At 64.4% G+C, this 25,168-nt stretch carries 22 protein-coding genes and 1 tRNA gene; 18 read left to right on the forward strand and 5 right to left on the reverse strand.

Annotation, left to right across the window (positions count from 1 at the left end; all coding sequences use genetic code 11):
• The first annotated feature begins 8 nt into the window (after nt 1–8).
• The 18 genes from IPP90_16970 to IPP90_17055 all read left to right on the forward strand — a co-directional run bounded on the left by IPP90_16970 (nt 9) and on the right by IPP90_17055 (nt 17,393).
• The gene (locus tag IPP90_16970; protein ID MBL0172371.1) at nt 9–473 is read left to right on the forward strand and encodes a 23S rRNA (pseudouridine(1915)-N(3))-methyltransferase RlmH; all 465 of its coding nucleotides are present in this window, start codon (nt 9–11) and stop codon (nt 471–473) included.
• A complete protein-coding gene (gene bshC / locus IPP90_16975) occupies nt 473–2,092 on the forward strand; it encodes a bacillithiol biosynthesis BshC (GenBank protein ID MBL0172372.1) in 1,620 nt (539 codons plus the stop codon). The genes IPP90_16970 and bshC overlap by 1 nt, the downstream gene beginning before the upstream one ends.
• A complete protein-coding gene (gene murJ / locus IPP90_16980) occupies nt 2,049–3,650 on the forward strand; it encodes a murein biosynthesis integral membrane protein MurJ (GenBank protein MBL0172373.1) in 1,602 nt (533 codons plus the stop codon). Before bshC ends, murJ begins: the two co-directional genes overlap by 44 nt.
• Nucleotides 3,651–3,654: 4 nt before the next feature.
• Nucleotides 3,655–5,703, forward strand: coding sequence for an excinuclease ABC subunit UvrC (uvrC, locus tag IPP90_16985; protein MBL0172374.1), 2,049 nt, complete (start codon nt 3,655–3,657; stop codon nt 5,701–5,703).
• A complete protein-coding gene (locus IPP90_16990; protein ID MBL0172375.1) occupies nt 5,700–6,857 on the forward strand; it encodes a threonine synthase in 1,158 nt (385 codons plus the stop codon). Before uvrC ends, IPP90_16990 begins: the two co-directional genes overlap by 4 nt.
• A gap of 77 nt (nt 6,858–6,934) precedes the next feature.
• Nucleotides 6,935–8,425 carry a hypothetical protein gene (locus IPP90_16995; protein ID MBL0172376.1) on the forward strand — a complete coding sequence of 497 codons (1,491 nt, stop codon included), beginning with the start codon at nt 6,935–6,937 and terminating at the stop codon, nt 8,423–8,425.
• A 173-nt stretch (nt 8,426–8,598) separates the two neighbouring features.
• Nucleotides 8,599–9,894, forward strand: coding sequence for a DUF512 domain-containing protein (locus IPP90_17000; protein ID MBL0172377.1), 1,296 nt, complete (start codon nt 8,599–8,601; stop codon nt 9,892–9,894).
• Nucleotides 9,891–11,201, forward strand: coding sequence for a ribosome biogenesis GTPase Der (gene der, locus IPP90_17005; protein ID MBL0172378.1), 1,311 nt, complete (start codon nt 9,891–9,893; stop codon nt 11,199–11,201). The genes IPP90_17000 and der overlap by 4 nt, the downstream gene beginning before the upstream one ends.
• A gap of 8 nt (nt 11,202–11,209) precedes the next feature.
• Complete coding sequence (gene plsY / locus IPP90_17010; GenBank protein MBL0172379.1) at nt 11,210–11,821, forward strand: glycerol-3-phosphate 1-O-acyltransferase PlsY; 612 nt, start codon at nt 11,210–11,212, stop codon at nt 11,819–11,821.
• Nucleotides 11,814–12,833: an NAD(P)-dependent glycerol-3-phosphate dehydrogenase gene (locus tag IPP90_17015; GenBank protein MBL0172380.1), complete on the forward strand. Its 1,020-nt coding sequence runs from the start codon at nt 11,814–11,816 to the stop codon at nt 12,831–12,833. The genes plsY and IPP90_17015 overlap by 8 nt, the downstream gene beginning before the upstream one ends.
• Nucleotides 12,834–12,836: 3 nt before the next feature.
• Nucleotides 12,837–13,238 (forward strand): MerR family transcriptional regulator, encoded by a 402-nt coding sequence (locus IPP90_17020; protein MBL0172381.1) that lies wholly within the window; start codon nt 12,837–12,839, stop codon nt 13,236–13,238.
• A gap of 7 nt (nt 13,239–13,245) precedes the next feature.
• The gene (gene surE / locus IPP90_17025) at nt 13,246–14,004 is read left to right on the forward strand and encodes a 5'/3'-nucleotidase SurE (GenBank protein ID MBL0172382.1); all 759 of its coding nucleotides are present in this window, start codon (nt 13,246–13,248) and stop codon (nt 14,002–14,004) included.
• Nucleotides 13,986–14,645: a protein-L-isoaspartate(D-aspartate) O-methyltransferase gene (locus IPP90_17030; protein MBL0172383.1), complete on the forward strand. Its 660-nt coding sequence runs from the start codon at nt 13,986–13,988 to the stop codon at nt 14,643–14,645. The genes surE and IPP90_17030 overlap by 19 nt, the downstream gene beginning before the upstream one ends.
• An 85-nt stretch (nt 14,646–14,730) precedes the next feature.
• Nucleotides 14,731–15,549 (forward strand): hypothetical protein, encoded by an 819-nt coding sequence (locus IPP90_17035; GenBank protein MBL0172384.1) that lies wholly within the window; start codon nt 14,731–14,733, stop codon nt 15,547–15,549.
• Between the two features lie 14 nt (nt 15,550–15,563).
• Entirely contained in the window at nt 15,564–15,893 is a 330-nt protein-coding gene (locus IPP90_17040) for an acylphosphatase (GenBank protein ID MBL0172385.1), read from the forward strand.
• A 10-nt stretch (nt 15,894–15,903) separates the two neighbouring features.
• The gene (locus tag IPP90_17045) at nt 15,904–16,434 is read left to right on the forward strand and encodes an adenine phosphoribosyltransferase (GenBank protein MBL0172386.1); all 531 of its coding nucleotides are present in this window, start codon (nt 15,904–15,906) and stop codon (nt 16,432–16,434) included.
• Between the two features lie 78 nt (nt 16,435–16,512).
• Nucleotides 16,513–16,586, forward strand: a tRNA-Arg gene (locus IPP90_17050).
• 141 nt (nt 16,587–16,727) lie between these two features.
• Nucleotides 16,728–17,393: a tetratricopeptide repeat protein gene (locus IPP90_17055; protein MBL0172387.1), complete on the forward strand. Its 666-nt coding sequence runs from the start codon at nt 16,728–16,730 to the stop codon at nt 17,391–17,393.
• A gap of 405 nt (nt 17,394–17,798) precedes the next feature.
• Here IPP90_17055 and dapF read toward each other — a convergent pair whose 3' ends face one another.
• From dapF to IPP90_17080, 5 genes are all read right to left on the reverse strand, one after another.
• Nucleotides 17,799–18,683 carry a diaminopimelate epimerase gene (gene dapF / locus IPP90_17060; protein ID MBL0172388.1) on the reverse strand — a complete coding sequence of 295 codons (885 nt, stop codon included), beginning with the start codon at nt 18,681–18,683 and terminating at the stop codon, nt 17,799–17,801.
• A gap of 32 nt (nt 18,684–18,715) precedes the next feature.
• Nucleotides 18,716–19,468, reverse strand: coding sequence for a polyprenol monophosphomannose synthase (locus IPP90_17065; protein MBL0172389.1), 753 nt, complete (start codon nt 19,466–19,468; stop codon nt 18,716–18,718).
• Between the two features lie 2,505 nt (nt 19,469–21,973).
• Nucleotides 21,974–22,927 carry a flippase-like domain-containing protein gene (locus IPP90_17070; protein MBL0172390.1) on the reverse strand — a complete coding sequence of 318 codons (954 nt, stop codon included), beginning with the start codon at nt 22,925–22,927 and terminating at the stop codon, nt 21,974–21,976.
• Nucleotides 22,927–24,147: a glycosyltransferase family 4 protein gene (locus IPP90_17075; GenBank protein MBL0172391.1), complete on the reverse strand. Its 1,221-nt coding sequence runs from the start codon at nt 24,145–24,147 to the stop codon at nt 22,927–22,929. Before IPP90_17075 ends, IPP90_17070 begins: the two co-directional genes overlap by 1 nt.
• Before the next feature lie 15 nt (nt 24,148–24,162).
• Nucleotides 24,163–25,161: a glycosyltransferase gene (locus IPP90_17080; GenBank protein MBL0172392.1), complete on the reverse strand. Its 999-nt coding sequence runs from the start codon at nt 25,159–25,161 to the stop codon at nt 24,163–24,165.
• Nucleotides 25,162–25,168: the final 7 nt, after the last annotated feature.

Genomic DNA, 25,168 nt, shown 5'->3' on the forward strand with positions numbered 1-25,168 from the left:
CGCTCACGGTGCGCGTGTCACTGCTGACGGTCGGCAAGCCCCGACAGGTGGGGCTGGCCGAGGCGATACGCGACTATGAATCGCGCGCCGCGCGCTATTGGCCGCTGGACGTCATCGAAGTGAAGGAGGAGTCTGCGCGCGGTGCGACACCGGAGCACGTGCGCGCACGCGAAGCCGATCGGCTGGTGGAACGACTGGCCCCGGAGGCCCGGGTCATCGCGTGCGATCCGGGCGGTGACACGCTGGACTCCACGGCGTTCGCGCACTGGTTGTCGTCGATGCGCGATGCGGCGCTCAGTGTGGCGTTCGTGATTGGTGGGGCGTACGGCCTGGGCGAGACGGTGCGAGCCCGGGCATCACGTCGAATGTCGCTTGCGCCATGGACCTTGCCGCACGAACTCGCACGCCTCGTGTTGGCGGAACAACTCTATCGCGCCGGCACCATCGTGCGCGGTGAACCCTATCACAAGTGATGCCACCACTCGACGACAACGCATCGATCGCGGCGTCTGCGCGGCCGGCAGGGTGGTTCATGCGCCGCGTGCCGCTCGGTGGCTCGCCACTCTCGCAGGCCTTGCAGCAGGATCCCGGGCTGCATGGATGGATGACCACACGACCGGGGTCGCTCGACGACTGGCGCGCGCGCGTGCAGCGCCTGCAGTCGCAGGCGCAGACGAGGGATTGGCTGACGCCGCTTGCACCGGCCATTGCGGCGACCGGACGTGCCGCGGATCGCCTGGGACGCGCGGCGGCGCAGGGCGTCGTCGTCACCACGGGACAGCAGCCCGGCCTGTTTGGGGGACCGGCATACACGTTCAGCAAGGCGCTGAGCGCGCTGGCCATGGCCGACGTGCTCGAGGACGCGACCGGCGTGCCGGTCGCACCAATCTTCTGGGCGGCAACCGACGACGCCGATTGGCTTGAAGCGGCAGTCACGTACGTTGCGTCGGCACGCGGTCTCGAGACGTTGACAATGGAGGGCCCCGCCACGGATGGTGTGGCCATGGCCGACGTGCCACTGGGCCCGATGACGTCGGCCCTGCAGTCGTTGCGCGACGCGAGTGGTTCCGCTGCGCATGACGCCGTGCTGCGGGTGATCGAGCAGGCATATGTGCCGCACGCCACGGTGGGGGCGGCCTACGTGCAGCTGTTGCGCGGGATGCTGGAGCCGCTGGGTATTGCGGTCCTTGATGCCTCGCATCCATCGGTGCGGATGGCGGCCGATCCGTTGCTGCGCCGTGCGCTGCAACAGTCCCATGCGGTGTCCGAGGCGTTGGCGGCCCGCAGGGGCGCCATCGCGGCGCAGGGATTCGCGCCGCAGGTGGACGTGTTGGACGAGTTATCGTTGGTCTTTCGCACGCAGACCGGCCCGACTGGGCGGGAGCGTGACCGCGTTCGCACACGGATACCAGTCGCCGACGCCGCTCGACTCGTTCGTGAGGCGGACGCGGGAACACTCGGTGCCAACGTGTTGCTCAGGCCTGTCATCGAACGCGCGCTCCTGCCCACAATTGCGTATCATGCGGGACCGGGTGAGTACGCGTACTTTGCCCAGATCGCGCCAATCGCCGAGGTGCTGGGCCTGGAGGTTCCGCTCGCGGTCCCGCGCTGGTCTGGCGAAGTCATCGACGTGCGCGCCGAGCTCATGCGGGAATCGCTTGGCATCGACGAAACGGCGCTGCGCGATCCGCACGCGGCGGAATTGCATGTGGCGCGTCGGGCGGTTGAGCCTGAACTGCAGGACGCCATCGAAAGACTCCGACTGGCCGTGGAAACGCAGGTGCGTGCGGTTCGGGAAGCGGTGTTGCTGGCCGCGCCAGTGGTTTCGCCGGATGTGGTGTCGGGACTCTCCAAGGACATCATGCTGCGTCTTGATCGTTTCGAACGACGGGTGACGGCGGGAGTGAAACGACGGGAAGAGACCCTGATGCGGGATGTCGCCTTCGTTCGCGCCTCCGTGCGCCCCGGCGGGCATTCGCCGGAACGCAAACTCAATCTGGTGCCGATGCTCGCGCGATTTGGCCCGGCCATTTTCGACGCGATGCGCGGTGACGCGCACGCGTATGTCGAACGGCTTGTCCAAGGCCACTGAAGCACTGCCGGACTCGTCCGGCTCACGGAGCGCGTCGGTCGTCTTCGCGGGCATCCTGATCAGCCGCATACTCGGGTTGGTCCGGACGACATTGTTCGCGCGATACTTCGGCAACGGGGCGTACGCCGACGCGTTCAACACCGCGTTCAAGATTCCGAATGCGGTCCGCAACTTGCTGGGCGAAGGCACACTATCGGCGTCGTTCGTGCCCGTGTACTCGCGGATGCTCGCGAAGTCCGATGCGGCCGGCGCCAGAGCCCTCGCGGCCGCCGTCCTGGGATTCCTGTTGGCTGGTGTCTCGGTGCTGACGCTGCTGGGTATTGTGGCCGCGCCGTGGCTGACCGCGGTATTGGCCCCGGGTTTCGATCCGGCGCGCGCCGAACTCACCACTCGGCTGACACGCGTGCTGTTCCCGATGACCGGGTTGATGGTGGTCAGTGGCTGGTGTCTGGGCGTGCAGAATTCGCACCGTCGGTTCTTCTGGTCGTACGCCAGCGCGGCGCTGTGGTCGGCCGCGCAGATCGTGCTCTTGGCGTGGTGGGGAAAGTCCGCGGAATCGCTTTCGCAGCTGGCGTGGTGGTTGGCGTGGGCCACGCTGGTCGGTTCGGTGCTGCAAGTCGGCGCACAACTCCCCGAGATTGTGCGACTGGTGGGCGTGCTGCGGCCCACGCTTGACCGACGTGCCGAAGGATTGACGCAGACGCTTCGCAATATCGGTCCGGTGATCGTGGCGTTGGGCGTCGTGCAGATTTCGTCGCTGATCGACCTGCAGATCGCGTCCTTCCTGCCGGAAGGCGCCGTGTCGAGCATCTCGTACGCCAGTTTGATTGCGCTGTTGCCCGTGTCGCTGTTTGGCGTCTCCGTGGCCGCGTCGTCGCTGCCAGAATTCTCGCGCGACTCGGGGACGGCGCGCGAGGGTGTGTTACTGGAGCGCCTGCGCGGTGGCTGGCAGCGAATCCTGTTTTACATCATTCCGTGCGCCGTCGTCTTCCTGGTCTTCGGTGATCTCTGTGTCGGTATTCTGCTGCGCAACGGACGCTTCGGCCCCGACGAGCAACAAGCGGTGCGGATTGTCCTGGCCGGCTCCGCCATCGGCCTGATCAGTTTCTCGTCCGTCAAGTTGCTCGCATCGGCGTACTATGCGCTGCAGGACTATCGGACGCCATTGCGCGCGTCGGTCTCCAGTCTGCTCGTGTCCGCCGTGGTGGCGGCCTCGTTGGCCTATCCGTTCCGGCATGAACCGTGGGGCGCGGCGGCAATCACACTGGGCAGCGCGCTTGGATCGTTTGTAAACCTGGCGGTTCTGGTGCGCGGGTTGCGCGCGCGTCTCGGCGCGCTCTATACCGGGCCCATGTGGGTCGGATCGCGACGCATCGTCTTGGCGGCGCTGCTTGCCGTGCTCGCGGCACTGCCGGTCCGCTTCTGGGTGCGCTCCCTGCATCCCATGGTCGGGGGGCCACCGACGCTGGCCGTATTCGGCGTGGCCTATCTCGCGGCGGCATGGTGGATGGGATCTCGCGAAGCATCACGGTTGCTGCGGCTTGCGCCGCGCGCCTAGGCCCATGTCCGAATCCACGCGCGAAGACCACTCCGACGCCACCTCCGAAACTGACGAGGCAGGCGGGGCGCCGGCCCAGCAGCACCAGTTGCTGTCCTCTCTCCCGCTGCCGGACGATGAGTGGACGCGACAGGCGCTGGCGCGTGGCATGCCGCCCGCGATCGCGATGAAGTTGCCGCACCTGCCTGATGCGCCAGGCGTATATCTGTGGAAGGCCATCGATGGCACGGTGCTGTACGTCGGAAAGGCCAAACGCCTTCGTTCGCGCGTGCGCAGTTACTGGAGCCAGGATCATGACGCCAGTCCGAAGACGCGCGGACTGATGCGCAAGGCGCATGAACTTGAGACCATTGTCGTCCCCAGCGAAGCGCATGCGCTGATTCTCGAAGCGACGCTCATCAAGGAACATCATCCGCGGTTCAATGTCGCGTTGCGGGATGACAAGTCCTATCCGTACATCAAGGTGTCGGTGCAGGAGCCGATCCCGCGCGTTCTCGTCACACGACGCCTGCTGGAAGATGGTGCCAGGTATTTCGGCCCGTACACCGATGTCGGCGCCATGCGACGCGCCCTGAATGTGGTGAAGCGCCTGTTCACCGTGCGCTCATGCCACTACGCGTTGCCCAAGGAAGCGCCGGAACGCCCGTGTCTCGACTACTTCATCAAGCGCTGCCTGGCGCCGTGTGTGGGTTATCAGTCGGCCGCCGACTATCGGCACATGATCGATGAAGTGGTCTGGTTCCTCGAAGGGCGCACGAGTGACGTCGTACGTCGGGTGCGCGAGCGGATGCTGGAAGCCGCCGAACAATTGGATTTCGAACGGGCCGGCGAGCTGCGCGATGCGCTGCATCACCTCGAACGGATGGAAGAGCCGACCGTCGTGCTCGAAGTCGAGGGCGGCGACCGGGACGTGGTCGGCTACGCGCGCGACGGCGAGGATGCGTGCGTGGTGGTGATGCGGGTCCGACAAGGGAAGTTGCTGGCACGCGATCATCGTCTGCTGGAGCACGCAGAAGACGAGGACGATGGGGCCGTCCTCGGGGCCAGCCTGGCCCAGTGGTATCGCACGGCCGATGCGCGTGCCGCCGATCTGCTGGTGCCGTTCGAATTCGACGATCGCGAGTGGCTGGAAGCCTCGTTGGGCGGGACCCGCATCCGCATACCGCAGCGCGGTCCGCGGCGCGCGCTCGTCGATCTCGCCGACCAGAATGCGCGGCATTTGCTGGAGGAGTTCAAGCTGGCGTCGCTGGAGGCCGACGAACGTGCGGCCGACCCCGTATACGAACTGCAACGTGAGTTGGGCTTGCCGCATGTTCCGCGGTCCCTGGTGTGCTTCGACATTTCGCACGCACAGGGGACGGATGTAGTCGCCAGTGCCGTCTGGTTCGAAAACGCCCGACCGAAGCGCGGCGAGTACCGGAAGTTCAAGATTGCGGTGGCGGACGGCAACGACGACTTTCGATCGATGCATGCGGTAGTCACGCGGTACTTCGCCAGACGCGTGGCGGAGGCCAAGCCGCTGCCCGATCTGACCGTTATCGACGGGGGCAAGGGACAGCTGAATGCGGCCCGCGCGGCGCTCGAGGCGCTGGGGATCACGCAGATGGGGCTGATCAGTCTGGCCAAGCGCGAAGAGGAGATCTTTCTGCCGGGCCGCAGTGATTCGGTGCGCCTGCCGCGACGCTCACCGGCGCTGCGCATGTTGCAGCAGGCGCGCGATGAGGCCCATCGGTTCGCGATCACATTTCAGCGGGCGAAGCGGGCCGCGCGTACGATTACGTCGGAGCTGTTGAACATCCCCGGTGTCGGTCCGACGAAGCGGCGCGCGCTCCTGCATGCGTTCGGCAGTCTGCAGGGGGTGAAGTCGGCAGCCGTCGACGAGATTGCGGCCCTGCCGGGATTTGGACCGGCGACCGCAATTCGGATTCTCACCACCCTTGGCGTGCCAGTCGCGGCGTCCGAGGCAGATCGCGTTGGCGTTCCATCGTCGTCGGCATCTCCCGATACCGCGTCTGCTGACGATTCCCCAGTCACACCGACCGAACCGCCATGAATGCTCCGATAACGAACACGGCACCCTGGACACTCGCGTGCTCGGCCTGTGGACACGAGTCGCCACTCGCTGGTGCCTCTGTGTGCACGCAATGCGGCCAGCCGCTCTTCGCGCACTACGCGGTCGCGTCTGAACGGGTGTTGGCACCCCGCTGGGATGCCTGGCGCTACCGGGCCCTGCTACCGATTGCCGACGGGGAAGCTCCCGTGTCGCTGGGCGAGGGGCTGACGCCGTTACTCGAAGCGCCTGCGCTGGCGGCTGCGGTGGGTGTGCGGAGACTCTGGATCAAGGATGAGGGCCAGAACCCCACCGGATCGTTCAAGGCGCGGGGAATGACCGCTGCGGTCACCAGAGCCCGCGGTGCTGGCGTGCCCGGGCTGGTGGTCCCGACCGCCGGCAATGCCGGAGCGGCCCTTGCGGCGTACGGCGCCGCTGCCGGGCTACCGGTTCGTGTTTTCGCGCCGCGAACCACGCCGCGTCCAATCCTCGACACGATCGAGGCCATGGGGGCCACCCTCGTCCGCATCGACGGCCATATCGGTGATGCCGGCAAGCTGGCCATGGCGTACGCGGCCGGGCACGGGTACTTCAACGTGTCCACCCTCCGCGAGCCGTATCGCGTGGAGGGCATGAAGACGATGGGCTTCGAGATGGCGGAGCAGTTGGGCTGGCGGGTGCCGGATGTCGTGGTATATCCCACCGGTGGAGGCGAAGGTACGATTGGCATCTGGAAGGCGATCGCGGAAATGGCGGCGGCCGGATGGATTCCCGCGCATACGCCGCAGCCTCGCTATGTCGTGGCGCAGGCGGCCGGTTGCGCACCCATTGTCAGGGCGTTCGCCGCTGGTGCTGAGCGGGCGGAACCGTGGGTGGACCCGGTGACCTATGCGGCCGGTCTGCGGGTGCCGTCGCCTCTCGGCGACCGGCTGCTCCTGCGGGTCCTGCGCGAAACACAGGGTGTCGCCGGCTCCGCCAGCGAAGGGTCGATCCGGGATTGGACGCTGCGCTTGGCCACGGCCACGGGAATCGACGCCGCACCTGAGGGTGGCTGTGCGCTGTCTGTTCTGCATGATTCGGTGATGCAGGGCACCATTTCGATCAATGCCGAAGTCGTGGTGTTTAATACGGGGAGCGGCGCCTCCTATCGCGCCTAGGGCCGCACATATATTGGCTGCCGGGCCTGACGATGGAACGGCTTACGATCACGGTACGAACTGACAGGAGAGCGGTGATGAAGGCTTCGAAGTTGATCCGGATATGTGTCGGGACCTCCGCGTTGGCGCTGGCGCTTCCTGCGGTGTTGTCGGCGCAAGCGGCAGCGTGCAAGATCAACGACAGCAGCCCGTTTCAGGTGAACGGTGCCAAGCAGTACGTGACCATGGCGGCCAGTTCGCGCAAGGACGACGAGATTCCGAAGCACCTGAGCAACGCCATTCGCGTGCTGACGGATAACCCGGAGAAGATCAATAACGAGTCCGGGCGCCAATACATGCTGGTGCGCACGTACGCCCAGTGGCTCAAGCGCGATGGCGCGTCCTACGTGATGAAGCGTGGGACTCTGGGGTTTTCAACCAACAAGGACGGCGACCAGAATCTCCTGCTGGCGCTTGATTCGGCCGTCACCTCGGTCGAGCGCATGCTGCCGGAGTGCAAAGAGACGGTGCGGCCGTACCGCGATCAGTTTTCGAACGACATCTACAACAAGGCGGTCGCCGCGATGAATGCCGACCAGAACGACTCGTCGGTGTACTACGCGAAGCTGGCGCTGCAGATGGCCAGCACCGATCCGCGTCCCTGGAATGTGCTGTCGGCTGTCTACCAGAAATTGAACAAGATGGACAGCGCGATGATTGCGATGGAAAAGGTGATCGCCATGGCGGGTGATGATTCGACCTACAAGAAGGTCAAGCAGCAGAGTCGCTACAACCTTGCGGTCATCAACCTGCAAAATGCGGAGCAGGCGAAGGACGAAGAAAGGGATCGGGAAATCAAGAAGGCTCGCGCGCTGCTGGAGGCCTATCTGAAGGAGGCGCCCGGGGAGGCCGCGGCCACGCAGGCGCTGGGGCGGGCCATGCGGCTCTCCGGCGATACCGCCGCCGTGGCGTCGGTGTTTGCCGAGATGCTGAAGAGCCCTGAAAAGTTTACCGCTGATCAGTTGTTTGAGGCGGCATCGAACGCGGCCGCTGCGGCACGTGACAACGATGCTGTGTCGTTGTTTGAAAGCGGACTCAAGAAGAACCCGAACCATCGGTTGGCGTTGCTCAACCTGTCCAACGTGCTGTTCCAGATGAAGGATACGGAGCGCATGGGCCCAGTCACCGACCGGTTGATCCTCATCGAGCCGAACAATCCCGACAGCTGGCGCATGCATGCGGGCTATTGGCAACTGCGTCAGCGGAGCGAAACGGATGCGGCCAAGAAGAAGGCGTTTGGGGATTCCACCATCGCGTCGATCAAGTCCCGTGACGCGGTCAACCCGAAGATCACGATTTTTCTGGCGGCCAAGTCGGCCAACAGCTACCAGGTTCAGGGCAACCTGAGCAACGAAAGCGAAAAGGCGGGGTCGTACACGCTGAAGTTCGAACTGCTTGACGAAGTCGGCGGCGTGGTGGCGACCAAGGAGGTCGCGGTTGGTCCAGTGGACGCTGGTGCGTCTGCGGCCTTCTCGCTCAAGGTCGATGGGCCGAAGATCGTGGCGTATCGGTACGCCCCCGTAAAGTAGGTTCTGCGCCTCACACGGGGGACGTGATCGACAGGCCGAAGTCCATGCGGTTCATTGACTTCGGCCTGTCCGCCTCGTATATTTTCTCAGGTGGGCGACGGCGTTCGGCCGCCGCCCTTCTGTGTCCCCGGGGGGAGGGCCGAGAAGGCTCGTCCCCTCTTTCGTCTTGAGGCATGGTTCGCGTCACTCGGGTTTTCGCCGGCGGAATCGCCGACCAAATCGGCATTGTGCCGGACACCGAGCTGTTGTCGGTCAACGGCCGACCGTTGGAGGACTTCCTCGACTGGGAGTTTCTGACGGCCGACGAGTCGTTCGTCGTGGCGGCTCGACTGCCTGACGGCGAGACGATCGAGTACGACATTGAGCGAATCGACGGGGAATCGATGGGGATCGAACTTGCGCCGCCGACGGTGCGCCGATGCGCGAATCGGTGCGAGTTCTGCTTCATCGAGGGGCTCCCGAAAGGACTGCGAAAAACGCTGTACGTGCGGGACGATGACTATCGGCTGTCGTTCGCCTATGGGAACTTCGCCACGCTGTCGAACGTGAAGGAAAAGGACATTGCGCGCATCCTCGAGTACCGGCTCTCGCCGCTGTACGTGTCGGTGCACGCGACGCCGTGGGAGGCCCGCAAGGTGCTGCTTAACAACCCTCGGGTACCGAACATCGTCGATCAACTGACGCGTTTGGCGGAGGGCGGCATTCAGTTCCACGGGCAGATGGTGGTCGTCCCCGGCGTCAATGACGGCGCCGTGCTCGAACAATCCCTGACCGATTTGTGGAACCTTGGCGACGCGATGATGTCCGTGGCGCTGGTCCCGGTCGGGGTCACGCAGTTTTCGCATCTCTATACCGGAAAATCGATGGACCAAGACAACGCACGCCGTCTGCTGGACACCGTGCTTCGATGGGAGGAACGGGGGGTGGCGGAGCGCGGCGATCGCTGGGTCTATGGATCGGATGAGCTGTATCTGCTGGCGGAGCGTCCGTTGCCCGAGGTCGAGCATTACGGCGAGGTTTCGCAGATCGAGAATGGGGTCGGTGCCGTGACGTCGCTGCGACAGCGCGTGCGCGATGGCCTGTCGCAATTGCCGCGTCTTGAGGGGCGACGAATTGGCATCGTGACGGGTGTCTCCATGGCGCCGCTCATGCCCGAACTGCTCGACCAGTTGGGGACGGCCACCGGCGCGGTCTTCGTGTTGATCCCCATGGAGAACACGTTGTTTGGCCCCACCACCACCACGGCCGGCCTGCTCGTCGGCGCTGACATCCGGCGCGCACTCATCGACCGTCACGATCTGGACCTAGCCCTCATCCCCGCCGAAACGATCAACGACGACGGGCTCTTTCTCGACGAGGAGTCGTTCATCGCGCTGCGTGAGTCGCTGCCGATGCCCGTGTACCCCTCGTACGATTTCATCGACGCGCTCGTGCCCGAAGGCAACGCGGCCACCTGTTCAGTCGCATGAGCCTTCCTGTCGTCGCACTCGTCGGGCGCCCGAACGTCGGCAAATCCCAGCTCTTCAATCGCATCATCGGCGAGGCCAGTGCGATCGTGAGCGAGGAGGCGGGCACCACGCGCGACCGCCACTTTGCCCAGGCGGAATGGGCCGGACGGCATTTCTGGCTCGTCGATACCGGCGGCCTGATTGAGGATTCGAGTGTGCCGATGGACACCGAGATCCGCAAGCAGGTGATGCAGGCCATCGACGAGGCCGACCTGCTGCTGCTGGTGGTCGATGCCAAGGTTGGCGTGCATCCGAGTGATGCCCGATTGGTTGAGCTGCTGCGCAATTCGCGCAAGCCATTCGTCGTCGTCGCCAACAAAGTCGATACACCCGAGAGCACCGACTGGTATGAGTTTTACCGGCTCGGCGCGGGCGACGTGTTGCCTGTGTCGGCGCAGAACGGCAAGAACTCGGGCGACATGCTCGATGCCGTCGTCGCCAAGATCCCGGAGTCACCGGAAGATACCAGTGAAGCCATTCGCATCGCCGTGATCGGTCGGCCCAACGTCGGGAAGTCGTCGTTCGTAAACCGGCTGCTCGGGGAAGATCGACTGGTGGTGCACGATGTGGCCGGCACGACCCGCGATTCCATCGATGCGCCAATGCGTTACAAGGACCAGGATCTCGTCTTCGTCGACACGGCGGGGCTGCGGCGTCAGTCGAAAATTGACGATGGCGTCGAGTTCTACGCGTCCTTGCGCACGCGCCGGGCGATCGATTCCTCCGACGTCTGCGTGCTGATGATCGACGCGACTGAAGGATTGCAGAATCAGGATCTCAAGATCGCCACGCTGGCCTGGGAAGCGGGACGAGGTCTCATCCTCGTGCTGAACAAGTGGGACCTGTACGAAGACAAGACCGACAAGAGCTCCAACAAGTTCAAGAAGGACGTCATCGACAAGGCACCGTACCTGGCGTTTGTTCCGTTCCTGTTCACATCGGCGAAGACGGGCCAGCGGGTCACGAAGGTGCTCGACATGGCACTGGCCGTGCAAGAGCAGCGTACCCGACGCATTTCCACGTCGCATGTGAACGATGCGCTGGGCGAAATCGTGGCGCGGCTGCAGCCGCCGCAAGCGGCGGGTCGGGAAATTAAGCTCAACTACGCCACGCAGGTTGAAGTGGCACCGCCCACGTTTGCGTTTTTCGGCAATCATCCCGAACTCATTCCCGAGAACTACATCCGCTTCATTCACAACCAGCTGCGCGAGAAGTGGGGATTCCTCGGGTCGCCGTTGCGGATCATCATGCGGAGAAAGAACGAGTGACCGGGGCGATCGTGCTGGCGTTGCTCGGCGCCTACCTCATCGGGTCGATTCCAACCGCGTATCTGGTGGGGCGCGGCAATGGTATCGATTTGCGGACGGTGGGTTCGGGCAATCTCGGGGCGACGAATGTGTTCCGCACGCTGGGGTGGAAGTGGGGGTTGTTCGTGTACGCCGTCGACCTGCTGAAGGGCGCGATTCCGGTGATGTGGCTGCCCGGTGCGGCGTCGGTGGAAGGCGGTTGGCCATGGGGCGTCGTGTTCGGTGTCCTCGCCATCCTCGGACATGTCCGGCCGGTGTTTCTGCTGGGCAAGGGCGGCGGCAAGGGTGTGGCGACCGCCAGCGGCGTCTTCCTCGCGCTCACGCCGGTGCCCGCGATGTGCGCGTTGGTGGCGTTTATCATCGTGGTGGCGGCCACGCGCTATGTCTCGCTCGGCTCGCTGATTGGTGCGGTGGTCCTGCCGACGGTGCTGGCGTTGCGCGAGCAGCACCTGACGCCGTTGGTGATCGTGAGCGTCGCGGTGTCCGCGTTTGTGTTCTGGACGCATCGCGACAATATCGGCCGATTGCGTCGCGGTGCGGAGCGTCGTATCGGGCGCTCGGAGCGCGCGGCGCATGAGTGACGCGCGGACACACACCGTGATTCCCTGTGCCGTGATCGGCGGCGGGGCCTGGGGCACCGCCATCGCCGACCGCCTGGTGCGCAACGGCCATCCTGTGCAGCTGTGGGCGCGGGAGCACGATGTGGTCGATGCGGTGAACGCGCGCCACGAGAATCCGCGATTCCTTCCCGGGGCCTCACTGGCGAGAGAACTCCGCGCCACCGGCGACATGGCTGCGGCATTGCGCGGTGCCGCACTGGTGGTCTATGCCGCGCCGTCACATGTGCTGCGCGCGGTGGTGGCGTCGGCGCACGTCACGGTGGCGGACGGCGTGGTCCTGGCTGTTGCAACCAAGGGCATTGAACGCGAATCCCTGGCGTTGATGACGGATGTCGTGGTTGAGGAGGCGCCACGACATGACGTCGTTGCCATCAGTGGCCCGAGCTTCGCCGCCGAAGTTGCCGCCGGTCAACCGACCGCCATCGTGGCCGCGAGCGCGTCATTGTCGGCGGCGCGACTGGTTCAACAGGCCATGAGCGCGCCGGCATTCCGCGTCTACACCACCGACGATGTCGTCGGCGTGGAGCTCGGCGGGGCACTCAAGAACGTGATGGCGGTTGCCACGGGCATTCTCGATGGATTGGGCCTCGGGTTCAATCCGCGTGCGGCACTCATGACGCGCGGGCTGGCCGAGATGACGCGCCTGGGGGTGGCACTCGGCGCTCGCAACGAGACGTTTGCCGGACTCGCCGGACTCGGTGATTTGGTGCTCACGTGCACCGGGGCATTGTCGCGCAATCGCGCCGTCGGCGTGGCGATAGGGCAGGGCCAGTCGCTGGCGCAGGCGCTGGCCGGCAAGGACAGTGTTGCCGAAGGCGTCCTGAACGCGCAGAGTGCGCGCGCTTTGGCGGCGCGTGCCGGCGTTGAGATGCCGATTGTCGAGGCGACGTATCGCATCCTGTTTGAGGAGCAGCCACCGCGTGAGGCGATTGCTGAGCTGATGGCGCGCGAACTGCGTGCCGAGCGGGACTGACGCATGGCCGCCCGCGGAGAGCCTGTGCAGGAGTTCTATTCGATTGGGGAAGTGTGTACCCTCACCGAGTTGAAGCCGCATGTGCTGCGGTACTGGGAAAGCCAGTTCAAGTTGCTGAATCCGGCCAAGAACCGGAGTGGCAATCGCGTGTACGCGCGGCGTGAAGTTGAACTGATCCTGTTGGTGAAACACCTGCTGTACACCGAGAAGTACACCATCGACGGCGCGCGTCAGAAACTCGATGAACATCGCAAGGGTGGCTCGCTGCGCACGGCGGCACGCGTCGCGCTCGAGGCACAGTCCATCGAGTCGCTGGAACGCGAGCTGGCGGAACTGCAAGCGATTCTCGAGGATCGATCCGTTGCCACGCCGCGCGCATCGACCGTGATCTCGCCCGAACGCTGACAACACCATGCGCATCCTCCTGAGCAACGACGACGGCATTCTGGCAAAGGGACTGGGCGTGCTGGAGCGCGCCTGTCAACCGCTGGGCGAACTGTATGTGGTGGCGCCCGATCGGGAGCAGAGCGCCACCAGTCACTCGCTCACCCTGCATCATCCGCTGCGCCCGGTGCAACTGGGGGATCGGCGATGGCAGGTGGATGGAACGCCGACCGATTGCGTGATGCTGGCGTGTGAAGCGCTGATGGACGCACGCCCGGACGTCGTGATCAGCGGCATCAATCACGGTCCGAACATGGGCGAGGACGTGTTGTATTCCGGCACGGTGGCCGCGGCGATGGAGGGGTTGGCACTCGGTATTCCCAGTATCGCGGTGTCGTTTGCTGGCAGCATGCTCCGCGCCGACGCCCTGTTGGATACGCAGGTGGATATGCTGACCGCGCTGCTGAAGCGACTGATTACGCTGCCGGACTTTCCTCCGGAAACGCTGCTGAATGTCAATTTGCCGGCGATCACGGCGGAGCAGGTGAAGGGCTACCGACTGACGCGGCTGGGGCGTCGCGTGTTCAGCGACTCGATCACGCGCATGAAGGATCCCTGGGGACGCGATATCCTCTGGATCGGCGGTGGATCCGTTGAGTGGAGCGGACCCGAAGATTCGGATTTTCGCGCCGTGCATGATGGGTACGTCTCGGTAACGCCGCTCCATCTTGACCTGACGCATCGCGACGTCATTACCACGGCCAGCGCGTGGTGGCGAACTCCGTAGAGCCGGAGTTCCGCGGCGCGCGCCGGCGCCTGGTCGAGGCACTGCAGGACAAGGGTATCAAGGACCTTGCCGTGCTGCGGGCCATCGATCAGGTACCACGCCATCTGTTCGTCCCGCCCAGCGTCCGTCATCGAGCCTACGAGGACAGCGCGTTGCCCATCGGCAATGGGCAGACGATTTCGCAACCGTATGTGCACGCGCGCGCGCTTGAACAGCTGATGCTGACCGGACGCGAGCGGGTGCTGGAGATCGGGACTGGCTCGGCGTACCAGACGGCGCTGCTGTCCGAACTGGCCGCCCAGGTCTTTTCGATTGAGCGTTTCCCGGCACTGCTCGATCGGGCGCGACTGCTGCTGACGCAGCTGCAAATCCGGAATGTCTCGGTGTTGCTGGGTGACGGAACGCTGGGTTGGCGGGAGTACGCGCCGTATGACGCCATGGTCGTGAGCGCCGGCGCACCGTTTGTTCCGCCCGCACTGCAGGAGCAGCTGGCCGAAGGTGGACGGCTCCTGATTCCGCTAGGTGACCGGGACGAGCAGATGCTGACCCTGCTCATTCGCCGGGGCGATGAGCTCGATCGCCGTGACATCACCCCGGTCCGCTTCGTCCCCTTGATTGGGGCGGGTGGTTGGCCGCCCTAGTCGTCCCGAGCGAGCCTCGCGTTTGCGAGTGACCGAACGGTGGCGCATCTTCGCTGCGAATCGCCCGCCACGCCCTGAGCGCGTCATGACCACTCGATCCACGTCCATGCCTGACCAGCAACTCGCCGCTGCCGCCGAAACCGATTTCGCGACCGCTCGGGCAGGTGCCGATATCGCTCCCTATGCGCGACCCGCTGCGTCGTCTGCGGGTCACGCGGTTGACGCCGTGTTGATCGATGCGATTCGAGCCGCCGTCGGTCCCTACGTGCCTTTGCCATGGCGCAGCCAGCCGACCGACTCGAGTGGCATGCCCATGGCGCTGCCGTGGATCGATACGTTTCTCGACGCCTCGCCGCCAGACGCGGCCGTCGAGGCCATGCCGGTGGCGGCCATCACGACCTTCGTCACCGTGAGCGCGAAGGTCGGGGACGCCGCGGATATGATGGTCGAGTCCCGCGCGACGGAGAACGTGGAGTCGATCCCGACGCCCGACGCCACGGAGATCTGGCCGCTGGACGACGCCGGCGCATCGATGCGCGCGCTGGCCGAGGAACTGCTGACGCGCGAGCCGACACCGCCACGTTCCACTCCAGAGGTCGCGCCCTTCACGGCAGCTCCCGTGGCATCAACGCCGCCGTTGCCCATGTGGGGAGACGACGACATGATGGACATCATGCCGATCAAGTCCAGTCGACCAGTGGCGGACGCCGGCGAACACTGGGCGGCAAGCGCTCGGCGTGAGTCCGAGCGGGCCGGACATCCGGAAGCGGCCGCACAGGCCCTCGAGGCTCTCGCGCGACGAATCCGCGACGGCGAGATCGTGCTGCCGGGCTATTCGCCGGACATGGGTGACGCGGCCGCGCTGGCGACGGCCCTTGCTGCGTTGCTCAGCGTTCGCCGCTGAGTGAACATCGCCTGATGCAGGTGGTTCAAGCGTTTCGCGCGTTCGGGCGTGTGCAGGGTGTGGGATTTCGCTGGTTTGTTCGTGAAAGAGCGAGGGTGGCAGGACTCACCGGATGGGTGCGCAACGAGGCTGACGGTTCAGTGGCGCTGATCGCGGCCGGTACGCCCGCGCAACTGCGGCAATTGGAGCACGCGATCCGTGAAGGCCCGCCCGGTGCCCATGTGCAGCGCCTGGAGGTAAGGACCATCGCGCCTGTGGAGGACACCGCGGCGTCCGGAGAGCCGGACGCGGCACATGCGCTCAGCAGCCCATTTCAGGTAGTCCGTTATCGCGACGCACCGTAGCTTGTCGCGAATGTCCGATTCCGTCGCACTCCGAGTTCGCGCCGCCATGCGCGACATCCCCGATTTCCCGACGCCGGGAATCCTCTTCAAAGATATCACGCCGATTCTCGCCGATCCCGTGCTGATGGCCGATGTCGTCCACGACATGGTGATCCCATTCCGTACCGCCGGAGTCTCCCATGTGGTGGCGATCGAGAGCCGGGGTTTCCTGTTTGGAATGCCCATGGCCCTTGAACTGGGCGTGGCGTTCGCACCGGCACGAAAGCCGGGAAAGCTGCCCTGGAGCACGGCGAGCGAAGGGTACGCGCTGGAGTATCGAACGGACACGCTGGAGATGCATCTGGACGCGCTCGGGCGCGGAGCGCGCGTGCTGCTGGTCGATGACATTCTTGCAACGGGTGGTACCGCAGCCGCTGCGGCGCGACTGGTGGCGCGGCTGGGTGGAGAGGTCGTGGGCCTTTCGGTATTGAGTGAACTGACGTTTCTCGGGGCGCGGGCGCGTTTGCGGGAAATCCCCGTCCATGCCATCGTGAGTTATTGAGGCACTCCCACCGACGCTGGCGTGAGGGGGAGGGAGTCGAATAGCTTCGTTCAGCGCGGCGAACGAGCCGCTCGACAGGCCCCCGTAGCTCAGTTGGATAGAGCAGCAGTTTCCTAAACTGTTGGTCGCCGGTTCGACTCCGGCCGGGGGTATTCAATGAGGAATCGATTGCTGATGGATGCCTCCCCAGTGCCACCAAGCGCCCAATCCGCTATGTTTAGCGGCTACTCGTAGCACCGACCAATACGTTCACACACGGGGTCGGGTCCGTTTCCTTCACTACGTCCTCTCGCATGTCTCAGGCTTCACGATCCTCGGCCTCCACGGCCGGACTCTCCGACGATCCGCTCGAGAATCTCGCTGCCTGGTTCCAGGTCAACCAGAAGCCCATTCTCACTGTTGTTGGTGTCGTGGCTCTTTCGGCGGCCGCCATTTTCGGGTATCGGTGGATGGACGCGAGCAAGCGTGCCGACGCGTCTGACGCCCTGTACAAGGCGACCGCACCGCTGCAGGAAGGCAAGTTACCGGAAACAGCGATCGAACTGGAAAAGGTGGTGAAGCGTTTCGGCGGCACGCCCTCGGGATCCCAGGCCGCCATGATGCTCGGTCAGGTCTACTTCGATCAGCAGAAGTATCCGGAGGGAATCGCCGCACTGGAGAAGGCCAAGGGATCAGCCGGCAGCGCGTTCGAGGCCTCAATTGAGGCGCTGGTCGCCGTTGGCTACGAGGCCCAGGGCAAATTTGAAGTGGCTGCCGAGCACTACGGGAAGGCCGCGACGGCCGCGAAATTCCCATTGGACAAAGGTGCGAACCATGCCAATCAAGCGAGGAATCTGACTCTGGCTGGAAAGACGGCGGAATCCAGGAAGATCTGGGAAGAGCTCACGAAGAACGAGGATTTGCCGTTCGCCCAGGAAGCTCAAGTACGACTGGGCGAGTTGACGGGCGCCGGCAAGTAGGTCTCCCGGCTGGGTGGTGGAATTTGAATGGCGGCCCTGAGTGCACACGCACTTCAGGGCCGCTGTCGTTTTATGAACGCCGTGCCAGCGAAGCCGCCAGTAAGGAGACGGAAGAGGGGCAATATCAGGACATCTGTCGTCGTTTTTCTGTCGGCAGTTGTGCGCATAATACATGTTATGTAAACCAATACTAGTGGATAACTGTGGGAAACCTGTTGGCTCTCTGGGTGTTGAAGGATATCTGGGCGGTGTTAACTCATTCTGAATTAACGGATTACGCCTTGACTTTCGCGTGGAGTATTAGGCCTATGCTCACGAAAGATCGAAGCTGTACACCTGTCCACATGAATACCGGAATCTCCGGACAAGTTCGCTGGCGCACCGAAACGACGGCCAAACTCACTTCTATTTCCCGATCGGCAAATCTCCGATGGTGCCACGATAGATCACTCGGCCTTCACCGCGCAGTGTCGGGCGCCAAGCGTCAGCACTTCGTTCAAGACGCACTTCGAGATCACGCCCCGAGCTGCTGCGAATGCGAATCGGTGACTTGGCCAATTCCCATGTGGTCAGCAGAATCGCCGCTGCCACCGCACCTGTGCCGCAGGCCTGTGTCTCGCCTTCCACTCCGCGTTCGAATGTGCGGTAGCGCCAGGTGTCGTCGCTGCGCCGAGACACCCAGTTGACATTTGCTCCTTTCGCTCCGGTTGCCGGATGGTGTCGCAGCGTCGGTCCGCGCGTCTCCAGATCGATCGCGTCGGCGTCCTCGCACAGGACCACCACATGCGGGATCCCAGCAACGGCAAAGCCGATCCGCAGCTCTCCGTCCCCAATGCCGATGGCCATGTCGGCCTGTACCGACGTGACCGGCTGGAGTTCTATCTCCGGCAGTCCGTCCACCACACGGCTGGCAATGCGACCGGAAGGCGTATCGAGTCCCATGCCGGAGACGGTGGCCAGGCCGAGCTCCACAGCCATCACGGTTGAGCACAGCGTGGCGTTACCGCACAAATCTGCCGGGGTTCCATCGCTGTTGAAGTACAGTATCCGCGCCTGACTGGTCAATGCGCTCATGCCGAGTTCAGGCGGTTTCAGCGCCTCCAGTATGACTATCCCGTCAGCGCCTATCCCGTTGTGACGATTGCAGATGGCCTGAATGGCCTCAGGTGATATCACACGTGAGATGTCGACCTGACGGCCGTCGAAGAAGACAAAATCGTTTCCCGATCCGGTCATCTTGGCGAACGGGAGACCATTGAGGTGTCCGCCGTTTCGGTTGTCTGTCGACATCGAGTGTGTTGTCAGATTTGTGAAGCGGCGACTCAGGCGCGACCGATCAGTCCCCACCACCGAAGCCGCCAGACCATCCAGATTGCCTCACGAACGATGCCTTTCGACATCTTCGATTCGCCTTCCGTGCGATCGTGGAACACGATGGGGATCTCGGCGATACGGAAGCCCCGTTTCCACGCTCGAAAGCTGATCTCGATCTGGAAGGCATAGCCGTTTGAACGCACCTGATCCAGCGGCAAGGCCGCCAGTACTTCGCGGCGAAAGCACTTGAAGCCGCCAGTGGCGTCGCCAAGATGCAGCCCGGTGACCGCGCGGGCATAGATATTGGCACCATAGGACAACATCAAACGGGTCATCGGCCAGTTGACCACGGTGACCTTGCCGTCGCGGTAGCGCGATCCGAGAACCATGTCTGCGTTCTGCACCGCCGCGAGGAATTCCGGAAGATGCGCCGGGTCGTGGGAAAAATCGGCATCCATCTCAAAGATGAAGTCGTACGGCCGCTCAAGAGCCCAACGGAAGCCAGCCAGGTAGGCACGGCCCAGTCCCTCCTTCCCTTCCCGATGCAGCACATGAACTCGCGGGCTTTCCGCGGCGAGGTCGTCGGCCATCTGACCGGTGCCGTCTGGCGAATTGTCATCAACCACCAGCACGTCGAGTCGAGGATCCTGGGCCAGGATCAAGGGCACGATCTTCGCAATGTTTTCGCTTTCGTTGTACGTCGGAACAATGACGAGGCCGCGCTCGCCGATGGCCAGGGCACCGCGCGCGGGTGTGGGAATACGGGACAAAGCTTGGCTCCTTAGGCCGTAGGCAGCGGGGCGCGGCGTCGGTCCATCACAGCGCCTCCGATCAGGATCAGCACCGACAGGAGCAGCGCGCCAAGCGTGATGCGTTTGCCGGTGTGATAGGGGGGTGCTGTCGAATCGCAAAGTGACGCTCTTGGCGCCAGCCGGCAGTTCTACCCCGATGAGCGTGAAGTCGGCTCGCCCGGTGGCGGCGGGCTTGCCGTCCACTTCGGCCGTCCACCCCGGGTAAAAGTTTTCCGACACCATCAGGGCGCTCCCGGCAGGAGGCGTTCCCTCGAGTGTCAGGTCGATGGCGCCGGGTTCGTAGCGCGTGAATTTCACGCCAAACGGCACCGCGTCAGGGAGCGGCGAATTGACGGGTTTGGATTGGACGGTGGCCGCCGTGTCGAAAATCGCCACGCGGCGCACATCGAACAGCGGATTCAGTACGGTCGCCCTGCTGGTCGCGTCGTCGAGCTTGACGATCATGGGGGCGACCCAGGCCGCCGGGTTTGCCCCTGGCAGTTCGTACAGGTACGTCATGGTTCCGGCGGCGTTGCGCACGGGTCCGGCCACCAACGTGGCACCCTGGAAGGGTACGGTGTTCGCATTGGTGTAGAAGTACCGCGCGTTGACCAGCGCCCAGAAGTTGGGGTTGGCCAGCGACTGATAGCCATCGTCCTTGCCATAGAGTTCCTGGTAACGCCCCAACTCATTGCCGTGATAACCCAGTACTCCGCGTACGCGGTGATGCATGAGCGCATCGCCGGCAACAAACGGATCATGCGGCGCCATATTGTCGCTGAGGGGCAAGGCAATCACCCGCGCCGGCTGCGGCTGCGCCTTCAGGAACTTCACAATGGCATCCTCGGCGTACAGCTGTTCCGCGCGCGGCGAGAATGTCCAGTAGTGGCGTTCCACACTCCACAAGTCGACCGCTACAATCGTCAGCAACAGCCAGCCGGCGCGGGACGCCGTCAGTCGGCTGCGCGCGACAAACATCATGACGGCCACCGTGAAGAACACGAAGGCCGCCGAACGCCACGCGCCCAGCACCACGTTGGTGGCGTTCGCTTCGATGAGGTCGGCCCGCTCGGCGAGGATCCCCATCGCGACATTCGTGAGTCCGCCCACCGAGGCCATGAGCCCAACCAGTAGTGCGAACCCGCCCCAGATGACGGCGTACCGCACCGTGGCCCGTCCCGCGAGCACGCGTTCGGCGCCGAGCGCGGCGAGGACGGCGGTTGAGAACGCCACGATGTAGAGAATCGTGCTGGGTGCGCGGAAGAACTTGGTGCCCGGAACGATCGCGTACACCAATTGATAGAACGGCGTGTTGCCGCCCCACGCCCAGAACAGCGAGACGATCATTGCGCCAAGCCAGAACCACGCGTGCTTGCGATGCCGGTTGAGGAGGCCGCCTCCAAACGCAAAGAAGGCAAGCACTAAGACGCTGGCGCCAATGTATTCACTGTGGAAGTGAATCCCATTGCGGCCCCAGTAGTTTTGCAGGATGCCGGAAAACTGCGGCAAATACGTGTTGATCGTTTCCTCGAGCGGAAATGAGTACGAGATGGCGTGTTCCCATCCTTTTCCTCCCGCACGGGGAGACCACGGTGTGTACTCGCGAACGGGCAAGTACTGGATCGCGCTGATGGCACCGCCGATCAGGATCGCCACTGCCGCGATGCCCAACCGACGCAGCGTGACCCCGGTGGTGGGTGGTGGACCCAACGCGCTCGACTCGTTCGAAGCGTTCAGCGCATCGCCCGGCAGCGCCAACGGGCGCAGCGCGACAAACAGCGCAAAGGCACCCGACATCAGCAGCATGTATTGCAGCAACTGCGGGTGTGGCGAAAGCGCGGCCAAGCCGACAATCAATGCCAATGCGCCCCAGGCGCTGCGTCGACCATCCCGCACGCCGCGGACAAGCGCCCACAGCGCCGCAGGAAGCAGCGCGCTCACGAACAGCTTGCCATCATGACCCGGCGATGCGTACGACGCCACGGCGCCGCTCATCAGATAGGCCACTCCCCCAATGGCCGCGCTCTGGAACCGCACGCCAGACGCCCGCAGGAAGCCAAACGTGAAGAACCCCGCCAGCATCATGTGCAACACGAATCCCCAGGTCATGGCGATGTCGGTTGGCAGGAACATGCGCAGCAGGAACGTCGGATAGAAAATGTCGCCGTGCATGGCCGCGACGTACGGCATGCCTCCGAACTGGTAGGGATTCCACAGCGGGAAGCCGTGCCCCTCGCGAAGCGACCGCGCCGCGAACTCGCGGAAGGAGTATCCGGCGATGTATTGGTCGGAGTTTGGATTGACCAGGAACGCGCCGCCAAGCGCCGGCCACGCCAATAGCAGGGTGGCCAGGGCCGACAGCAGCGCCGCCCAGAGGAGCGGACGCTGCGGAGTGGAGTCCGTTATGGCTGATGCGTCGTTCTGGGCCATGTAGCGCGCGGAAAGAAAAGGTGAGGCATCGACTCGCTTCGACGCTCAGTCGGCGCGACCGATTTCCGAGCGCGCCCACCGTGGTGCCAACAATAACGCCAGCAGTCCGGGGAGGATTTCCCAGACGGTCAGCCAAACCCGCGAGGTCAACGCGATCCATGTCGCATCGGGACTACTGGCTAATCCAAGCGCGATAAGCCCACCCGTCATGGCGGCGTCCCGAACCCCGATACCGCCCGGTGCGAACAGCACAACATAACCCATCAGATACGAGGCGGTCCAAACCACGATGAAGAGCGACGGCGTGGCCAGCACCTGCGGAGCCACGCCGCGGGCAAACGCCGCGAACGCCACACCGTAGCACACCCACGATGCTGCATTGATTCCCGTGGCAATCCACAAGGTTCCCGCCGGCAGGTGCGTTTCGAGCGGCGGCAGGCCGCGCCACGCGGCGACTCGGGCAAGGACCGACGGCAGCAGCCGAGGGAGGAGCAGCGTTCCCAAGACAAATGCCGCGCTTATGGCGAGTGAGATGATTTGGAGCCACGGGCTGAATGCCCCGAGCGCCCGCGTCCCGCTCAAAGCCAGAATCCCAAATCCGGCGCCGAGATTGAGCAAAGTTCCGAGAATCGCGGCCCCGGCCGCGGTGACTCCCGACACCCCCTCCCTCTTCGCCAGAACACCCAATGCGCCCACCGACCACAGCTTGCCAGGCAGATAGCGACCGAGATTGGCAATTGTCCAAATCCGCACCGCCGACCCGTAGCGAAGGTGCCCGCCCCAACCAGACAGGAGCAGGCGCCAACTCTGAATGAGCATGGCATACGTCGCCAGCACGATCAGACTGGCAAAGAGCACCCATCCCCATTGCACCTGGGTGGCGGCGGCCACCGCGCGGACGCTGTCCCATTGTTCCGCCAGGGCCCTGGCAACCCAGACGAGCGTCGCCATCAGCAGCACGGCCTGCACGGTGATCCAGACGCGTCGCGTGCCGCCCATCACGCGTTGCGTCGGATGGCGGTGGCGGGCGACGCGGCAATCGCGTCGCGATAATACTGGAGGTACTGATCGGCCACGGATGCCGGGCTGAATCGGGCAAGAATGTCGGCGTGGGCACGGCGACCACGCGTCGCCGCAGCTCCTGGATCCCGGACCAGCGCGGCAATCGCCGAGGCCAGGGCCGCCGTGTCACCAACGGGCACCAGTGTGCCACCGGCCTCAGGCCGCACCACGTCGACCAGACCGCCCGAGGCATACGCGACAACCGGTGCGCCGCACAGTTGGGCTTCCACCGCGACCAGGCCGAGTCCTTCCTCCCGCGACGGCATCGCCACGACCGCCGCGCGCTGATACAGTGGCACGAGATCGGCCTGCGACAGCACGCCGTGCCATCGAATACGGTTGGCAATGCCGGAGGCCACTGATTGCGCGGCGAGCACCTCGCGATCGGGTCCGTCGCCCACGACGTCAAGCGTCGTCGATTGCAATGCCGGTTGCGCGAGGGATGACAACAGATCCGCAATACCCTTCTGCGCATTCAGGCGGCCGACGAAGAGCACGCCAGAACGCGCGTCGGTCACGGGGAGCGCAAAGTGCCTGATGTCGACCGGCATGGGCGCCACGTGCACCCGGCGGTTGTCCGTCATGGACTGCACCGTCTGTGCAAGCCATGTCGACACCGCAGTGCGCACCGGGTATTCGCGAAGCACGGTTCGCATGAGCCATCGCGCGGGCGCGATCGTGCGCGCGAGGCGCACATCGGAGCCATGCATGGTCAGCACGCGCGCCGGCATGGGGTGGACGTTGGACGGACGTGGCAGGCCACGCCACAATGCGAGCCCGGCGGGAAACCACCAGTGCGCATGGATCACATCAAACGCATCACCGGCCTGCGTCGCCTGGGCGATCGCGGTGCGTGCGGCCTGTCGCAGGGCGCGCAACAGTCCGAGCAACGCCCGTCGGGCACTCCATGAACGACGCACTTGTTCGACCATCGTGCCGGTATAGGCCAGCGTCATGTCGGCGTCGGGGGCGTACCGCACCCGGTGAATGATCACGCCCTCGATGGTGTCGCGCGCGGCCAGTCCGGCGGTGCCCGGTGCGATGATTTCCACCCGCGCCCCCGCGTCCTGCAGCGCCACCGCGAGGCGCAACACGAATGATCCGGCGGCGTCACCGTCGAAGCGCGGTACGTTGTGCGTTACAAACAGGACGCGCACGCGACAGGTGGCGCGTCAGGTCTGGTCGCGCGCGACCCGCTCACGGCGACGCTCGCTGTCGTCAAGCTCGCGTCGCAATTCACGGACTTCGGCACGCTGCTGCGCAATCTGCTCACCCAGCAATCCCGTCGCGAAAAACACCGAGCCAAGCACCAGACACGTTTGAATCAGCGTCCAGACCCAGCGTTGGCCCTGTCCGGTGGCCAGCAACCATCCGATGGCGGAGAGACCGGCCAACACCCCGATGGCAAACAACGCCGCGCCGAGCATGCCGAACGCCAGCAGGGGCTTCTGCCCAAACCGCAGTTCGAACCACACCGCCAGCATGTCCAGCACGCCCACGGGAATGCGCGACAAGCCGAACTTGGATCGCCCCGCGTGACGCGGATACAACGGCACCGGCACTTCGGTGACGGTATATCCCTGTGCGGCCGCCAGCACGATCATGTAGCGATGGAAATCCGGTCGCATGGGGAGCGACGCCATGATTTCCCGACGATAGGCTTTGACGTTGTTGAGGTCGCGCACGGGAATCTCGAACAGCGCGCGACTCAGCCGATTATATACCCGCGACACAAAGGCTTTTTCGTACTTGCCTTGCTTGAAACCCGTGACCATGTCGGACTGGTCGGCGAGGATCGGGGCAACCAGTCGCGGAATGTCCTCAGGCTTGAACTGCAAGTCGGCGGGATAGAACACCAGGATGTCGCCGCGCGCATGGAGGTATCCGGTGCGGAGCGCTTCGGCGATGCCCCGTTGCGCGCGGTGTCGCACGGGGCGCAGAAACGCAAAGCGCGCGGCGAGCTCCTGCAGCAACGCCCAGCTGCCGTCGCGCGACCCGTCGTCGATGACGATGACCTCGTAGCGCGCGGACTGCGTTTGGAAGGTCGCGTCACACAGCTCAAGAAACAGCGCGAGATTCTCCGCCTCGTCCTTGGCGGGCACGAGGACGCTGACGTCGACGGGCGGCGCCATGGTACGGGCGTCGTAGGCGCTGAAGGACGATCCAGTCACAGACGTG

The organism is Gemmatimonadaceae bacterium (assembly GCA_016720905.1).
Taxonomy (GTDB): Bacteria; Gemmatimonadota; Gemmatimonadetes; order Gemmatimonadales; family Gemmatimonadaceae; genus Gemmatimonas.

Bases quoted from the DNA above. Each gene is read 5' to 3' on its own strand.
- bshC (MBL0172372.1), top strand. From the start codon at position 473: ATGCCACCACTCGACGACAACGCATCGATCGCGGCGTCTGCGCGGCCG.
- IPP90_17045 (MBL0172386.1), top strand. From the start codon at position 15,904: ATGTCCGATTCCGTCGCACTCCGAGTTCGCGCCGCCATGCGCGACATC.
- IPP90_17000 (MBL0172377.1), top strand. From the start codon at position 8,599: ATGGTTCGCGTCACTCGGGTTTTCGCCGGCGGAATCGCCGACCAAATC.
- IPP90_17070 (MBL0172390.1), bottom strand. From the start codon at position 22,927: ATGGGCGGCACGCGACGCGTCTGGATCACCGTGCAGGCCGTGCTGCTG.
- der (MBL0172378.1), top strand. From the start codon at position 9,891: ATGAGCCTTCCTGTCGTCGCACTCGTCGGGCGCCCGAACGTCGGCAAA.
- IPP90_17055 (MBL0172387.1), top strand. From the start codon at position 16,728: ATGTCTCAGGCTTCACGATCCTCGGCCTCCACGGCCGGACTCTCCGAC.
- uvrC (MBL0172374.1), top strand. From the start codon at position 3,655: ATGTCCGAATCCACGCGCGAAGACCACTCCGACGCCACCTCCGAAACT.
- IPP90_17015 (MBL0172380.1), top strand. From the start codon at position 11,814: ATGAGTGACGCGCGGACACACACCGTGATTCCCTGTGCCGTGATCGGC.
- IPP90_17035 (MBL0172384.1), top strand. From the start codon at position 14,731: ATGACCACTCGATCCACGTCCATGCCTGACCAGCAACTCGCCGCTGCC.
- IPP90_16990 (MBL0172375.1), top strand. From the start codon at position 5,700: ATGAATGCTCCGATAACGAACACGGCACCCTGGACACTCGCGTGCTCG.
- IPP90_17040 (MBL0172385.1), top strand. From the start codon at position 15,564: ATGCAGGTGGTTCAAGCGTTTCGCGCGTTCGGGCGTGTGCAGGGTGTG.
- dapF (MBL0172388.1), bottom strand. From the start codon at position 18,683: ATGTCGACAGACAACCGAAACGGCGGACACCTCAATGGTCTCCCGTTC.
- IPP90_17020 (MBL0172381.1), top strand. From the start codon at position 12,837: ATGGCCGCCCGCGGAGAGCCTGTGCAGGAGTTCTATTCGATTGGGGAA.
- surE (MBL0172382.1), top strand. From the start codon at position 13,246: ATGCGCATCCTCCTGAGCAACGACGACGGCATTCTGGCAAAGGGACTG.
- IPP90_16995 (MBL0172376.1), top strand. From the start codon at position 6,935: ATGAAGGCTTCGAAGTTGATCCGGATATGTGTCGGGACCTCCGCGTTG.